This window comes from Pseudomonas sp. LB3P58 (assembly GCF_054897895.1).
The window spans coordinates 1,535,014-1,550,368 of sequence record NZ_JBUBVE010000001.1 but is presented as its reverse complement, the minus strand read 5'-3'; the positions used below and the strand labels follow the sequence as shown (position 1 = coordinate 1,550,368).

Annotated in this window: 12 protein-coding genes and 1 tRNA gene; 6 read left to right on the top strand and 7 right to left on the bottom strand. The window is 59.8% G+C overall.

Annotation, left to right across the window (positions count from 1 at the left end; genetic code table 11):
* Nucleotides 1-43: 43 nt before the first annotated feature.
* Nucleotides 44-2,059: an excinuclease ABC subunit UvrB gene (gene uvrB, locus ACYZTZ_RS07160; protein ID WP_461997654.1), complete on the bottom strand. Its 2,016-nt coding sequence runs from the start codon at nt 2,057-2,059 to the stop codon at nt 44-46.
* Nucleotides 2,060-2,396: 337 nt separating this feature from the next.
* Here uvrB and ACYZTZ_RS07155 point away from each other — a divergent pair, with 337 nt between their 5' ends.
* Together ACYZTZ_RS07155 and ACYZTZ_RS07150 are read left to right on the top strand one after the other, a co-directional pair.
* Nucleotides 2,397-3,593, top strand: a complete 1,197-nt coding sequence (locus ACYZTZ_RS07155) for an amino acid aminotransferase (protein ID WP_033061869.1) — start codon at nt 2,397-2,399, stop codon at nt 3,591-3,593.
* A 237-nt stretch (nt 3,594-3,830) separates the two neighbouring features.
* Nucleotides 3,831-4,031, top strand: a complete 201-nt coding sequence (locus ACYZTZ_RS07150; RefSeq protein ID WP_095128607.1) for a hypothetical protein — start codon at nt 3,831-3,833, stop codon at nt 4,029-4,031.
* Here ACYZTZ_RS07150 and ACYZTZ_RS07145 read toward each other — a convergent pair.
* Complete coding sequence (locus ACYZTZ_RS07145) at nt 4,028-4,258, bottom strand: hypothetical protein (RefSeq protein ID WP_010456061.1); 231 nt, start codon at nt 4,256-4,258, stop codon at nt 4,028-4,030. The genes ACYZTZ_RS07150 and ACYZTZ_RS07145 overlap by 4 nt on opposite strands.
* 227 nt (nt 4,259-4,485) lie before the next feature.
* On the opposite strand from ACYZTZ_RS07145, the gene ACYZTZ_RS07140 reads away from it, so the two are divergent.
* A tRNA-Asn gene (locus tag ACYZTZ_RS07140) sits at nt 4,486-4,561 on the top strand.
* A 79-nt stretch (nt 4,562-4,640) separates the two neighbouring features.
* Here the strand turns inward: ACYZTZ_RS07140 and ACYZTZ_RS07135 are convergent.
* Nucleotides 4,641-5,627 carry a LysR family transcriptional regulator gene (locus tag ACYZTZ_RS07135; RefSeq protein ID WP_461997653.1) on the bottom strand — a complete coding sequence of 329 codons (987 nt, stop codon included), beginning with the start codon at nt 5,625-5,627 and terminating at the stop codon, nt 4,641-4,643.
* An 83-nt stretch (nt 5,628-5,710) separates the two neighbouring features.
* Here ACYZTZ_RS07135 and ACYZTZ_RS07130 point away from each other — a divergent pair, with 83 nt between their 5' ends.
* Complete coding sequence (locus ACYZTZ_RS07130) at nt 5,711-7,027, top strand: L-fuconate dehydratase (protein ID WP_461997652.1); 1,317 nt, start codon at nt 5,711-5,713, stop codon at nt 7,025-7,027.
* A gap of 97 nt (nt 7,028-7,124) precedes the next feature.
* Nucleotides 7,125-8,435, top strand: coding sequence for an MFS transporter (locus tag ACYZTZ_RS07125; RefSeq protein ID WP_461997651.1), 1,311 nt, complete (start codon nt 7,125-7,127; stop codon nt 8,433-8,435).
* 43 nt (nt 8,436-8,478) lie between these two features.
* Here the strand turns inward: ACYZTZ_RS07125 and ACYZTZ_RS07120 are convergent, their stop codons facing one another.
* The gene (locus ACYZTZ_RS07120) at nt 8,479-9,996 is read right to left on the bottom strand and encodes a nucleobase:cation symporter-2 family protein (protein WP_046047754.1); all 1,518 of its coding nucleotides are present in this window, start codon (nt 9,994-9,996) and stop codon (nt 8,479-8,481) included.
* 241 nt (nt 9,997-10,237) lie between these two features.
* Here ACYZTZ_RS07120 and ACYZTZ_RS07115 point away from each other — a divergent pair, with 241 nt between their 5' ends.
* On the top strand, nt 10,238-10,723 hold the full coding sequence (locus tag ACYZTZ_RS07115; protein WP_461997650.1) for a hypothetical protein: 486 nt from the start codon (nt 10,238-10,240) through the stop codon (nt 10,721-10,723).
* A gap of 3 nt (nt 10,724-10,726) precedes the next feature.
* Here ACYZTZ_RS07115 and ACYZTZ_RS07110 read toward each other — a convergent pair whose 3' ends face one another.
* The 3 genes from ACYZTZ_RS07110 to ACYZTZ_RS07100 form a co-directional block, all read right to left on the bottom strand.
* Complete coding sequence (locus ACYZTZ_RS07110) at nt 10,727-11,554, bottom strand: arylamine N-acetyltransferase family protein (RefSeq protein ID WP_461997649.1); 828 nt, start codon at nt 11,552-11,554, stop codon at nt 10,727-10,729.
* A gap of 109 nt (nt 11,555-11,663) precedes the next feature.
* Entirely contained in the window at nt 11,664-12,458 is a 795-nt protein-coding gene (locus ACYZTZ_RS07105) for an exodeoxyribonuclease III (protein ID WP_461997648.1), read from the bottom strand.
* Between the two features lie 99 nt (nt 12,459-12,557).
* The gene (locus tag ACYZTZ_RS07100; RefSeq protein ID WP_461997647.1) at nt 12,558-15,128 is read right to left on the bottom strand and encodes a bifunctional diguanylate cyclase/phosphodiesterase; all 2,571 of its coding nucleotides are present in this window, start codon (nt 15,126-15,128) and stop codon (nt 12,558-12,560) included.
* Nucleotides 15,129-15,355: the final 227 nt, after the last annotated feature.

Genomic DNA, 15,355 nt, shown 5'->3' with positions numbered 1-15,355 from the left:
AGCGAGCTTGCTCGCGATGGGGGCCTGACAGGCACCACAAATCTCAAACAGTGATCAACCGCTCACGCAACTTGCCAATCTCGTCGCGCATCTGCGCCGCTGCTTCGAACTCCAGGTCGCGGGCGAGTTGGTACATTTTCTCTTCCAGCGCCTTGATACGCTTGGCGATCTCGCCCGGCGAGCGCAGTTCCGCTTCGTACCTGGCGTTTTCCTCGGCGGCCTTGGCCATGCCTTTGCGCTTCTTGCTGCGCGAACCCGGCACGGTGGCACCTTCCATGATGTCGGCAACGTCCTTGAACACGCCTTTGGGCGTGATGCCATTGGCCAGGTTGAAGGCGATCTGCTTGTCGCGACGACGCTCGGTTTCGCCGATCGCCCGCTCCATGGAGCCGGTGATGCGATCCGCGTAAAGAATCGCCCGACCGTTGAGGTTGCGCGCCGCCCGGCCGATGGTCTGGATCAGCGAACGCTCGGAACGCAGGAAGCCTTCCTTGTCTGCATCGAGGATCGCCACCAGCGAGACTTCCGGCATGTCCAGGCCTTCACGCAGCAGGTTGATCCCCACCAGCACATCGAAGGTGCCCAGACGCAGATCGCGGATGATTTCGACCCGTTCCACGGTGTCGATGTCCGAGTGCAGATAACGCACCCGTACGCCGTGGTCCGCCAGGTAATCGGTCAAGTCTTCGGACATGCGCTTGGTCAGCGTGGTGACCAGCACCCGCTCTTCCAGCGCCACGCGCTTGCCGATCTCCGAAAGCAAATCGTCGACCTGGGTCAACGCCGGACGGATTTCGATTTGCGGGTCCACCAGACCAGTCGGACGCACCAGTTGCTCGACCACGCGACCGGCGTGTTCTGCCTCGTAATTGCCCGGCGTGGCCGAGACGAAAATCGTCTGCGGGCTGATGTTTTCGAACTCGTCGAAGCGCATCGGCCGGTTATCCAGGGCTGACGGCAGACGGAAACCGTATTCCACCAGCGTCTCTTTACGCGAACGGTCGCCCTTATACATGGCGCCGACCTGCGGCACGCTGACGTGGGATTCGTCGATCACCAGCAAGGCGTCAGCCGGCAGGTAGTCAAACAAAGTTGGCGGCGCCTGGCCGGATTCACGGCCCGACAGGTAGCGCGAGTAGTTTTCGATGCCATTGCAGTAACCCAGCTCGAGGATCATCTCCAGGTCGAAACGGGTGCGCTGTTCCAGGCGCTGGGCCTCAACGAGTTTATTGTTGGAGCGCAGGTAATCCAGACGCTCCTGCAACTCGACTTTGATCCCTTCGACGGCACCCAGCAGGGTTTCTCGTGGGGTCACGTAGTGGCTTTTCGGATAGAACGTGAACCGCGGCAGCTTGCGGATCACTTCGCCGGTCAGCGGATCGAAGGCCGACAGGCTCTCGACTTCGTCATCGAACAGCTCGATGCGGATCGCTTCGAAATCGGATTCCGCCGGGTGGATATCGATTACATCACCGCGGACCCGAAAGGTCGCACGGGCAAACTCCATGTCGTTGCGGGTGTATTGCAGGTCTGCCAAGCGACGCAGCAACGCACGCTGATCGAGCTTGTCGCCGCGATCCACATGCAGAACCATCTTCAAATAGGTTTCCGGACTGCCCAGACCGTAGATGCACGACACCGTGGTGACGATGATCGCGTCCTTGCGCTCCAGTAGCGCCTTGGTCGCCGACAATCGCATCTGCTCGATGTGATCGTTGATCGAGGCGTCTTTCTCGATGAACGTATCCGATGACGGCACGTAGGCTTCGGGCTGGTAGTAGTCGTAGTACGAAACGAAGTATTCAACGGCGTTGTTCGGGAAGAACGCCTTGAACTCACCGTACAACTGCGCGGCCAGGGTCTTGTTCGGCGCCAGCACCAAGGTTGGACGTTGAACCTGGGCGATCACGTTGGCGATGCTGAAGGTCTTGCCCGAGCCGGTCACACCGAGCAACGTCTGGTGCGCCAGCCCGGCTTCGATGCCCTCGACCATCAGGCGGATGGCTTCCGGCTGATCGCCGGCGGGCTCGAAGCGGGTGACTAGCTGGAATTCAGACATGAAAAACCTCTGGGTTCGCGCCTGTCCGGGCGAACCGGGCAGCAACGGGAAAGACCGCAAACGACCGATGTCGCCCGAGGAAAAAACTGGATTGTGCTCAATGTGGAGCCGATTGCCCGCGCTTTCAAGGCAAACGTCCTACATCGGGTAAAACCTTTGACGATGCCAATCGACTAACGGTCGAGAAATAATCGGAAAAACTTACCGTAAAAGCCGAATCGTCTGTCGCCATCAATCGCAGATGGCCTCTATACTAGCTCCCCGTTTGTGCACCGCTCTAGTGCATTCGGCTGGAGCGCGACACGTCCCTCCACTTTCCATTCAGAGCCGCCGCAAAATGAGCCTGTTCTCCGCTGTCGAAATGGCACCACGTGATCCAATCCTGGGCCTCAACGAAGCATTCAACGCCGACACCCGTACCAACAAGGTCAACCTGGGGGTCGGTGTTTACTGCAACGAGGAGGGGCGAATTCCACTCCTGCGCGCCGTTGTCGAAGCCGAGACGATTCGCGTCGCTCAACACGCTTCCCGTGGCTACTTGCCAATCGACGGCATCGCCGCCTACGACCAGGCTGTGCAAAAACTGCTGTTCGGCAATGACTCGCCGCTGATCGCTGCTGGCCGCGTCATCACCACCCAAGCCGTTGGCGGTACTGGCGCGCTGAAAATCGGTGCCGACTTCCTCAAGCAATTGCTGCCAAACGCCGTCGTGGCGATCAGCGACCCGAGCTGGGAAAACCACCGCGCGCTGTTCGAAACGGCCGGTTTCCCGGTGCAGAACTATCGCTACTACGACGCCGCGACCCACGACGTGAACCGTGCTGGCTTGCTGGAAGACTTGAACGCCCTGCCGTCCGGCTCCATCGTTGTCCTGCACGCTTGCTGCCACAACCCGACCGGCGTGGACCTGAGCCCGGCGGACTGGAATAACGTGCTGGACGTGGTGAAAGCCAAAGGTCACGTACCGTTCCTCGACATGGCCTACCAGGGCTTTGGCGACGGCATCGACGAAGACGCCGCGGCTGTACGTCTGTTCGCTGAATCGGGCCTGACCTTCTTCGTTTCCAGCTCGTTCTCCAAATCGTTCTCGTTGTACGGCGAGCGCGTGGGCGCCCTGTCGATCGTCAGCGAATCGAAAGAAGAAAGCGCGCGCGTGCTGTCGCAAGTCAAACGCGTGATCCGCACCAACTACTCCAACCCGCCGACCCACGGTGCAAGCATCGTCGCCGCTGTACTGAACAGCCCGGAACTGCGCGCTCAGTGGGAAGAAGAACTGGCTGAAATGCGCCTGCGGATTCGCGGCATGCGCATCCAGATGGTTGAGCAGCTGGCGAAGCAAGCTCCACAGCGTGACTTCAGCTTCGTCGGTCGTCAGCGCGGCATGTTCTCCTACTCCGGCCTGACGGTTGAGCAAGTGACCCGCCTGCGCAGCGAGTTCGGTATCTACGCCCTGGACACCGGCCGCATCTGCGTGGCCGCGTTGAACCAGAGCAACATCGACGTTGTGACCAAGGCCATCGTTGCGGTGATCTGAGTCGTCCGGTGATACGAAAAACGGGAAGCCAAATGGCTTCCCGTTTTTTGTTTGTCAGAGATAATTCTCAAAGCAACGACCGAGGGCTCTAGACTGCACACAGATCAAATGTGGGAGCGGGCCTGCTCGCGAAAGGCGTCGTGTCAGCCAACATCATTGTTGAATGTTGTACCGCATTCGCGAGCAAGCTCGCTCCCACAGGTTTTGAGTACACCCCGAATTCTTACGAGAACCAACATGAAAAACGATGACCTACGCGCCGACCGCGATGAGCTGGACCACTTCGTGCCTCGCACCCCGGCCAAACGCAGTAATAACCTGGTGATGCAAGTCGCTGCCGGTGTGTTTCTCGGCGGCCTGGCCTTGTGGCTGGTGCAGCTGGCCGCAACGATGTTGTACGCCAAACTGATGCTCGCCACCGTCACCTTCGGCGGTTAGGCCAGTTCGGTTGCGCGCTGGCTGGCAGCGTCGTCATAGGCGACGTAGAGCGATTCGGCGACCTGGCTTTTGATGGCCTTGGCGCTTTCCAGGCCCAATACAAAACCTTCCGCCTTGCCACCGGCACGGTTCAAATCGTCAGCGGTGCTGGCCTGAGTGATTGCGTCGAACAGTTTTTCGGCGTGCGGGCCGACGCCTTTGGGCAGGCTGATCTGAGCGATGCTCATGCGAACACCCCATTGTGGCGAGGTGTGGTGGTTGGGTGATTCATGGCGCGTACCTTTTCGGCGAATGGCCGGCAGCGCGTGTAACCACTTCCGGGCAGCCATGGTAGACCTCTAAGGCGATTCTGGTAACCGCCCGCGGTCGATAAACCACCGTCCGTCCCCATGAACCCGCCAAATTGCTAACAGGTGCTTGACTTCTCTTTTTGAATCAGTAACATACACGCCATTCCGCGATAGCTCAGTTGGTAGAGCAAGTGACTGTTAATCACTGGGTCCCTGGTTCGAGTCCAGGTCGTGGAGCCAGACAAGGTTCCAGAGAAATATCTCTGAACCACTCGAAAAACCCGCCTTCTGGCGGGTTTTTTCGTTTTAGCGTTCCGGGTTACCCCTTCCCATACTCATTGAGATAACCCAGCAGTTTGCTGACGGCCGCCGACAGTGGCCGCGACTGGCGTGTCAGCAGGCCGATGTTGACCATGGAGATGGGTAACTCGACCGGCAGGATCGCCACCATGCCATAGCGCAGGTAATGCTCAGCTACATCATTGGGCACCACGGCGATCATGTCCGACGCTTCGATCATCGAGGTGGTGGTCAGAATCGAAGCGGTTTCAACGATGTCCAGCGTCTGCACCATGCCCCCGGCCTTCAGTGCGCTTTCCACGTGACGACGCATCGGGCTGCCGATTGGATGCAGAATCCAGGTCTGCGTCACCAGGTCGACCAGGCTCAATTTTGCAGCCGTGGCCAGCACATGCCCGGGACGCGCGATGACGCGCATCTGCTCGCCCTTTTCGAACAGTTGAATATCCAGCCCCTGGCTGTCGATCTGGTCCGGGAGCCGCCCCAGCACCACATCAAAATCGCCGCGAATCAGCGCCGGCAGCAACGTGTCGCTGGTCCCGACTTCAATACAGATGCGCACCTTCGGGTTATCCGCCTTGAATGCCAACACGCCCCTGGTTAACAAGGTCGGCACCGGCCCCATCACCGTGCCGATGCGCACCAACCCCGAGGCACCGCGCGCCAGCTCCGCCAGCTGCGCTTCGGCGTGCTCGAATTCATGAATGGCCCCATGGGCATAATGAATCATCACTTCGCCATACAACGTCGGTTCCATGCCCCGCGGCAGGCGCTCGAACAGCTTGGCGCCGAGGCGTACTTCCAACTGCTGCAATAACAGGCTCGCGGCCGGCTGAGTGGTGTGCATCGCAGCCGCTGCTCGGCGCAGGTTACGGAACTCGCCCAAGGCATTGAGCAGTGCAATCTGGCGACTGGAAATCTTCAGCGAACTGAAGGTTTTCGCCGGTGCCGGGTTGGCGAGCGTTGGGACTTTCGGCTGCTCTGACATATCAATTTTAATATCCATCTATACGAATCGACGATTATGCCTATATCGCCGACCACCCTACAGTCGAGCTCCCAAGTGGTCACCTATAAAAAGAGTTCTCCATGAGTATTCGAATCACCCACCTGAGCGTTCGCGACATTCGTTTCCCTACTTCCCGGTCACTCGACGGTTCTGACGCCATGAACAGCGCGCCAGACTATTCGGCGTCCTACGTGGTATTGCACACCGATTCGGCACACGGCCTGGAAGGCCATGGCCTGACTTTCACCATTGGCCGTGGCAATGAAATCTGCGTGGCCGCCGTGCAATCGCTGGCGCCACTGATCGTCGGGTTGACGCTGGAAGAGATCACCGCCGACATGGGCCGCTTCTGGCACAACATCACCGTGGGTGACAGCCAACTGCGCTGGCTGGGCCCGGAAAAGGGCGTGATTCACCTGGCCACCGCCGCCATCGTCAACGCCGTGTGGGACCTGTGGGCCAAGACCGAAGCAAAGCCGGTGTGGAAACTGCTGGCGGACATGACGCCCGAACAACTCGTCGCCTGCCTCGACTTCAGCTACGTGACCGACGCCATCACCCCTGAGGAAGCCATTGCCCTGCTTCGTCGCCAGGCCCCCGGCAAAGCCAAGCGTGAAGCCCAGATGCTGCGCGAAGGCTATCCCGGCTACACCACTGCGCCGGGCTGGCTGGGTTACTCGGAAGAGAAAATGCGCCGACTGGCCCGCGAAGCCGTCGCCGATGGCTGGACCCACTTCAAACAGAAAATCGGCGCCAACCTGGAGGACGACATGCGCCGCGCCGCGATCCTGCGCGAAGAAATCGGCTGGGAGCGCACCTTGATGATGGACGCCAATCAGGTCTGGAGTGTCGATGAATCGGTGGCAAACATGCGTCGCCTGGCCGCTTTCGATCCATGGTGGATCGAAGAGCCGACCAGCCCGGACGATATCCTCGGACACGCGACCATCCGCCAGCGGATCGCACCGATTGGCGTCGCCACCGGTGAACACTGCCATAACCGGGTGATGTTCAAGCAAATGTTCCAGGCCCAGGCACTGGACTTCTGCCAGTTGGACGCCGCACGCCTGGGCGGTCTCAACGAAGTGTTGATCGTGTTGCTGATGGCCGCCAAGTTCGACGTGCCGGTGTGCCCGCATGGCGGCGGCGTCGGCTTGTGCGAGTACGTGCAGAACATCTCGCTGTTCGATTACATCGCGGTCTCCGGCTCGCTGCAAAATCGCGTGCTGGAATACGTCGATCACCTGCACGAGCACTTCCTGGAGCCCGTGGTGATTCGCAACGGTCGCTACATGCCGCCGCAACGGCCCGGCTACAGCATCGAAATGACCGCCGAAACCCTGGAACGCTACCAGTATCCCAACGGCCCGGTGTGGATTGATCTTGCCCAATCCTGACCGCTAAGCAGCACCTTCCGTTAGCGCAACGGCACAGTGGCGCCCCTTTGCACCGGGCGCCATGACTCGCGCACTTGCCCACATTAGGACTATAAAAATGACAATCCTAAGCACCATCGCAGTTGCCCAGGCCCCTGCTGCCTGTAACGAACAACGCTTGACCAACCTACTGTTGCGCAAACTGATGCCGCTGCTGGTCGTGGTCTATGTCATGAGTTTTCTTGACCGCACCAACATTGCCCTGGCCAAAGCCAGCATGGGCATCGACCTTGGGCTTTCCGCTGCGGCGTATGGCCTGGGTGCCGGGTTGTTCTTCCTGACCTACGCACTGTTCGAAGTGCCCAGCAACCTGATCATGCAAAAGGTCGGCGCGCGATTCTGGATCACTCGCATCATGATCACCTGGGGCCTGCTCTCGACGGGCATGGCGTTCGTCCAGGGTGAAACCTCGTTCTATGTCATGCGCCTGTTGCTGGGCGTCGCCGAAGCGGGCCTGTTTCCGGGCGTCATGCTGTACCTGACCTACTGGTTCAACCGCGAACAACGCGCCCGCGCCACCGGGTATTTTCTGCTCGGTGTCTGCGTGGCGAATATTCTCAGCGGCCCGTTGGGCGGCGCGCTGTTGCAACTCGATGGCTGGCTCGGCTGGCATGGCTGGCAGTGGTTGTTCGTACTGGAAGGTCTGCCAGCCGTGGCGCTGGCCTATGTAGTGTGGAAGAAACTGCCCGACGGCCCCTCCTCCGCGTCCTGGCTGTCGGCGGCTGACGCGAGGGAAATCGAAGAGCGCTTGAACGCCGAGAACGACGACGCCCCACAACAAACCCGCCTCAGCCAGATGTTGCGCGATAAACAAATCTGGCTGGCGATCGTCGTCTACTTCGTGCACCAGATCACTATCTATACCGTGATCTTCTTCCTGCCCGGCATCATCGGGACCTATGGTGCTTTGTCGCCACTGCAAATCGGCCTGCTGACGTCCGTGCCGTGGATTGCTGCCGCCATCGGTGCCGCCACTTTTCCGCGCCTGGCCACGTCACCGCAGCGGTGCCGACGCATTCTATTCTTTGGCCTGCTGACCATGTCTGCCGGACTGCTGCTGGCCTCGTTTTCCAATTCTTACATCGGCCTGATCGGCTTTTCACTGACGGCACTGATGCTGTTCGTCGTGCAGTCGATCATCTTTGTCTTCCCCTCCAGCCGCTTGAGCGGAACCGCCCTGGCGGGTGGCCTGGCGTTCGTCACCACCTGCGGTTTACTGGGTGGCTTCGTCGGTCCGTCGGTGATGGGCCTGATCGAACAAGCCACCGGCAGCACGCGCAATGGCTTGCTGGTGATCGCCGGTTTACTGGTCTTCGCGGCACTGGTCAGCACCCGCTTGCGTCAGGGCCAAGAAAAAACCGCCGTCTGAAAAGACGGCGGTCGGTTGTTTGCTTACTTAACGGGCACCACCGTCAGACATGCTCACTGCTTTTCGCATGGATGGGGTGGTGCTCGTCTGATGCATGAGCCACCTCCACCACCGGAATCTCATTCCCGTCGCAGTCACGCAGTTTGCCTTCGCTGAAATAATCCCCTTCGCGCAACGCTGCCAGATCCTGATAACGCAGAACGCGCTCAGTACCGGCCGCGAACACCGACTGCTGATCGGAGTTACCGGCAGTGAGGTGGTTGAAGGTCAGGTTCAGCACGATGGCCATGATCGCCGAGGAGCTGATGCCGGAGTGGAAGATCGTGGCGAACCAGCTTGGGAAGTGGTCGTAGAAGTTCGGCGCAGCGATGGGGATCATGCCGAAGCCGATGGAGGTGGCGACGATGATCAGGTTGACGTTGTTGCGGTAGTCGACCTTGGACAGCGTACGAATACCGCTGGCCGCCACGGTGCCGAACAGCACGATACCGGCGCCGCCGAGAACCGAAGTCGGTACAGCGGCGATGACGCGGCCCATAAACGGCAGCAAACCGAGGATCACCAGAAACAAACCGCCGGTAGCCACCACGAAGCGGCTCTTGATCCCGGTCACCGCCACCAGTCCGACGTTCTGGGCGAACGCGCTTTGGGTGAAGGAGCCGAAGATCGGCGCGATCATGCTCGACAGCATGTCGGCGCGCAGGCCGTTGCCCAGGCGTTTGGAATCGACCTTGGTGCCGATGATTTCACCGACGGCGAGGATGTCAGCCGAGGTTTCCACCAGGGTCACCATGACCACGATGCACATCGACAGGATCGCGGCAAAGTGGAAGGTCGGCATGCCAAAGTGGAACGGCGTCGGGAAGCCGAACATCGGGCCTTGAGTGACGGACGAGAAGTCCGCCATGCCAAGGAACACCGCGATCACCGTGCCGATAACCATCGCCAGCAGGATCGACAAGCGCGAGATGGTCGCGCTGCCGATCTTGCTCAACAGCAGGACCAGCACCAGCGTCACCGCCGCCAGACCGATGTTCGCCATGCTGCCAAAGTCCGGCGCATGGCTGTTGCCACCCATGGCCCAGCGTGCGGCCACTGGCATCAGCGTCAGGCCGATGGTGGTGATCACAATGCCCGTGACCAGCGGAGGGAAAAACCTGGTGATTCGCGAGAACACCGGCGTGATCAGCAGGCCGATCAACGACGCGGCAATCACCGCCCCGAGAATCGATTGAAACCCGCCCTCCCCGCCGCTGCTGACAATCGCCACCATCGTCGCGACACCAGAGAACGACACGCCCTGTACCAGCGGCAATTGGCAACCGAAAAACGGTAAGCCCAGGGTTTGCAGCAACGTCGCCAGCCCCCCTGCAAACAATGAAGCAGCAATCAACAAACCGATGTCCGCTGGCGAGAGCCCGGCCGCCTGGCCGATGATCAAAGGCACCGCAACGATGCCGCCGTACATGGTCAGAACGTGTTGCAGGCCGTAAGCCATATTCGCGCCGACCCCGAGATTTTCATCCTCAGGCCGTTGGTGTGAAACATGGGGCGTTTTCATGGTTTGGGGGGTTCCCTGGTTTTTGTTGTGCGCACACTGTATTCAATACTCAGGACAAATGTCTATAGAGTTGTATACAACTAATCAGTCAGATTATGGACACATGGCCATTCCACACCTGAGACTTGCGCCGCACCTTCCCTGATATGAAGCCAAAACCTCCCGGCAACATGACGCAAGGCAAGACGTGCACTACCTTGATAGAGGTACGCTCTCACTGAGACCACGATAGGACATCGACATGAGCAAGGCTGACCAACTCGCCGCGAAACTGAAGCAAACCCAGCAGTCCAGCGCCGACGAGATACTCTGTGCAGATCACCAGATAGACGGCTGGCCTGCGCAGGTTTACGAGCTGTACCACCTCATCGAAACCTGGCTGGCGCCGCTCAGCGAAGCCGGGCTGAACATCCGGCGAGTACCGACGCACGTCTTCGAGTGTCATCCCGACGGGGCGACCTACGACTACGCCATCGACCAGTTACTGATTGAAGGTAACCACCACAGCATTACCTTCGACCCCGTCGCTCGTTTCACCGAGGATGGTGCCGGGCGGGTCGAGATCCGCACACAGGCAAGGGCACTCTCGATGCTGCGAACCGTGAGCGAACACGGCGAGACGCAGTGGTGGCTGCAGGCGATCGATCAATCCGGGCAACAACCGGATGCGATCGCCATGACCGAAGACAATCTACTGTCGGTGGTGCAGGAGGGGCTGCAGCTGTGAGGCTCAGGGCTGTTGAATCAGCCCTTCAATAACCCGGCGCAATGCCGCCTCCCGTGGCACCCGAATGTCGAATTCGCTGCGCAACAAACCCAGCAATTCATCCACATCCGTCACTTGCCGCCGTTCAGTCTCACTGCCGATCCGATGAATCGCATAACTGCCGTTGTTCAGCGTGCGGCGCCCCCCTTCGCCGGTGCGCGCCACCATCAGCTGCCTGGCGAACGACGATTCGGGATGGGTCGAGACGTACCAGTTGCCGACGGCGTAATCGATGTCTTCCTGGCGCTGCAAATCGAAAATGTACATCGCCCGCCATTCGCCGGCGACGTTGGCGCGCAGGGTGTAGCCATCCTCGTGCTGCTCGATGCGATAGGGTTCGTGAGGGGTGAACTGTTCAGCCGGGGTATCGAGCATCAGCGGTGCGGTGGGCACCATGCCGCCGAAGCCGACGTCGGTGATGTAGCGCACGCCGTCCAGGGTTACCAGGCTCAAGCGGTGTGTACGGGCGGTCCATGCGCCTTCGGGCTGGCCCATGACCACTCGGCCGGAGATACCGCGAGCGTCGAAGCCCAGCTCTTGAAGCAGGGCCAGGAACAGGTTGTTGAGTTCGTAGCAGTAGCCGCCGCGACCGTCGTGCAGGACCTTTTGCTCGATGGACGGCAGGTCGATGAGCACCGGCTGACCCGACAGCGTGGTGAGGTTTTCGAACACGAAGGCGGCGGTGTGGCGCAGTTGAAGTTGGCGCAGGGTTTCCAGGGTCGGCGCCGGAGGCGCGTCGAAGCCCAGGCGTTGCAGGTACAACGCAAGATTGCTCAGGTGTGGCTCGCTCATTGCTCGGTCCTTATGCATGGCGCCGGATTTCTCCGCCGATGGGCGCCATGTATAAGGGAAAAAGCGGTTCGACTGACAATTGATTTAACCAATCGCGCACACGCCAATATCAACGCAGTTTGCGCGAACTCAACCGAATCCACGTCGGCGCATGATCACTCGCATGGGGCTCGTTGCGAACCCAGGCATCGACACCGGCCTCCTGCAGATAAGGGCTGAGCGCCGGGTTAAGCAACAGATGATCGATGCGCAGCCCTGAGTTCTTTTGCCAGTGCTGACGAAAATAATCCCAGAAGGTATAGAGCCGATCCTCCGGATACAGATGGCGCAAGGAGTCGGTCCAGCCCTGGGCCAGCAGGCGCTGATAACACTCGCGGCTTTCAGGTTGCAGCAACGCATCCTTCAGCCAGGATCGCGGGTTGTAGATGTCGAGGTCGGTGGGCACCACGTTGTAGTCACCGGCCAACACCACGGGATGTTCACTGGCCTGAAGTGTTTGCGCGTAACGGATCAGGCGTTCGAACCAGGCCAGCTTGTAATCGAACTTCGGCCCCGGCTGCGGGTTGCCGTTGGGCAGGTAAAGGCAGCCCACCAGAACCCCGTGCACGGCGGCCTCCAGATACCGGCTATGGGTGTCGCTGTCATCACCCGGCAGGCCTCGACGACTCTCCAGCGGCTGAGCATCCCGCGCCAGAATCGCCACGCCGTTCCACGAAGACTGACCTTGCCAGATCGCGCCGTAGCCAACGGCCTCAAGCTCGGCGGCGGGGAAAGCACTGTCGACCGACTTGAGTTCCTGTAAACACGCGATGTCCGGTTGCTCCCGCGCAAGCCAGGCCAGCAAGTTCGGCAGTCGGGCGCGCATGCCGTTGACATTGAATGTCGCGATTTTCAGGTTCTTCATGGGCCAACGCTCGCAACGCAGGGTCGATATCCAGTTGTGACCGGGGTTGCGTCCCGGCAGTTGCCTCTACGAGCGAGTCAGGCGACTAAAGGCACGCCCCTACACTGAAAACTCGTCATGCGATGCCTTCAGCAACGGCAGCAACGCCTGCTTTTCCATAGGCCGACTCAAGTAGAAACCCTGCACCTCATGGCACTGGTCCGAGACCAGGAAGTCCAGTTGTTCCAGGGTCTCGACGCCCTCTGCCGTCACGGTCAGGCCCATGGCTTTGCCCAGGTTGATGATCGCCTGCACCACGGCGCGGTCATTGCCGCCGCCACTCATGGACGAGATGAAACGCTTGTCGATCTTGATCCCGTCGAACGGGTACGTGCGCAAGTAACCGAGGGACGAATAGCCGGTACCGAAGTCGTCCATGTTCAACCGCACGCCCAGTTCCTTGAGCGCATTCATGGTCGCCAACGCGCCATCCACATCGATGAGCATCACGTTTTCGGTGATTTCCAGTTCCAGACGACTGGCCGGTAAACGGGTCTGGATCAATGCCTCCCTGACGTCCTCCACCACGTCGCTGCGGGCAAATTGAACAGGCGACAAATTGACCGACACCATCAATGCACCGGGCCAGGTCAGGGCCGTTTCACAAGCTTCGCGCAACACCCAACGCCCCAAAGGCACGATCAGGTCAGTCTGCTCGGCCAAAGGGATAAACTCGTCGGGGCTCAGCAGCCCCTGCTCCGGATGCTGCCAGCGCAGCAACGCCTCCACCGAGACCACCTGCTTGCCGCCCATGTTGTAGCGCGGCTGGTAATGCATCACGAACTCGTTGTTCTTGATCGCCCGGCGCAAGTCGTTTTCCAGTTGCCGACGGTGCTGGATCTGATCGTTCATGTGCGGCGCAAAGTAGCACCAGGTCTTCTTGCCGTTGGATTTAGCCTGATAAAGCGCAATGTCGGCACACCGGATCAGCTCATTGGGAATGTGCCCCTGACGCCGACTCAAGGCGACACCGATGCTCGCGCCGATGTGCAGCGTGTGATGCTCGTAATGAATCGGCTGCTGCAGGCTCTCGAGCAAACGTTCGCAGAACCGGTCGATTTCGGCGTGGCTGTCCATGCCATTGAGCACCAGCACAAACTCATCACCACCGAGCCGGGCGACCAGATCGATGCCCCGCGTGCACTCGCGCAATCGGGTGGCCACTTCCAGCAGCACGGCGTCGCCGGCCGGGTGACCGAGGGAATCGTTGATCGGCTTGAAGTTATCCAGATCAATCATCAACAGCACCAGCGCCGCCGAATGCTCTTTCTGCGCCAGGGCCTCGTCGAGGAAACGCGCCAGTTTGTTGCGATTCGGCAGCCCCGTCAGGGCATCGTGCAACGACAGATGCTGGATCTGGGCATGGGCGGCGACCTCATCGGTGATGTCGCTGGCCGTTCCGCGATAGCCCAGCACCGCGCCCTTGCGATGGATCGGTCGTGCCGAAACCCGGCAAATACGCTGTTGCCCCGACTGATCGCGATAGGAGCAGCGAAGATGGCTGACGGGTTGTTCTTCATTGAGCTTATGCAGCCACAGCGACAAGGGCAGCGTATCGCAATTGAGCAATTGCCCGATGTCCTGCCCTATCCATTGCTGATCGGAAAAACCGGTGACGGTGGCGAAACGTCCTGACAGATAAGAGATGCAATGCTTGTCGTCGATTTCCCAGATCCAGTCGGAAGCGGCCTCAGCCACGGCACGAAAACGCTCTTCACTGGCCTCCAGCGCCTGGTTCGATAAATCGAGGCTGGTGTAGCTGGCATCCACGTGCCCGGACGTGCGTAAGACATACCGGAAGAAATAAGCCGTTAACAACGCCAGCACCAACAGCGCGCCGCCCAATGGCGGCAGCAGCGACCAGAGCAACTGATGACCCGGTTGCTCAAGTCGGGAAACCAGGCTGTAGCCAGTGCCTGCCAGTGCCACGGCTGGCCTGCCGGGCGAGATGGCGTTATCAGGCGCCAGGTTTAAATCATGCAAACCATAATCGGCGCCCAGGGCGCTGAGCTTGTCAGGGCTTAATTGGTCGACGAACACCAGCACCGAGGTGCTTTGAGGATCGACCGCCGGCCTTTCGTCATTGGGGACGATCGCGGCAGCCGTCAGCAATGCCGGTTTGCCCTCGAACAGCGTGAACTGGCTGATCGGATCAATGAGGCTTTCCTGACTCTGGACTGCCTGTATCAGCGTCGCCATTGATGCCGAAAGATAGGTGGTCGCCGCCTCTTGCACCTGAAGCCCGCGCACCACGGCGTATTTGGTTTGCTGATGATCGACCACGAAGACGCCATCGTAGTGATCGATGCTGAACAAGGTTTTGCCCACGTTCTGCTCGACGTAAGCCCATTGCGCATCGACCTCGCCGTTCAAATGGTCGTAGGCGGTCGTCCAGTTTGCATAACTGGCGACGTAGCTTTTCGAGGCGGTGATGCGGTTTTCCAGCGCACGCTGGGTGTAGAACGTGGTCTTGGCCAGGTCCTGGGCGTCCAGACGCCCGGCAATGTTGAACAAGGCCAACAGGGCAATCAGCACACCCAGAACAAACAGCAGGCCGACGACCAACACCAGGTTGCGGGTTATCGGCGTATGACGGGGAGCGGCGACGGTGGTAACGGCGGTCATATCCATGCACTTGATCCTGTCAATCGATTGCCTGATCGGGATGCGACGCTCGCAATGCTTTTTTACCGGGGCACTCGCCGAACGCTCACTGAACATAGCAGCCATGCTGGGCCCTGGCGCCTGGATAACGCAAGCCATTGCCGCAATGGAAGAACCGTTAACACAACCATTGCCAATCGACGGCCGCTGCCCTGTAATTGCACGCATCGCTCGCGTACCTTTTGATGTCGAGA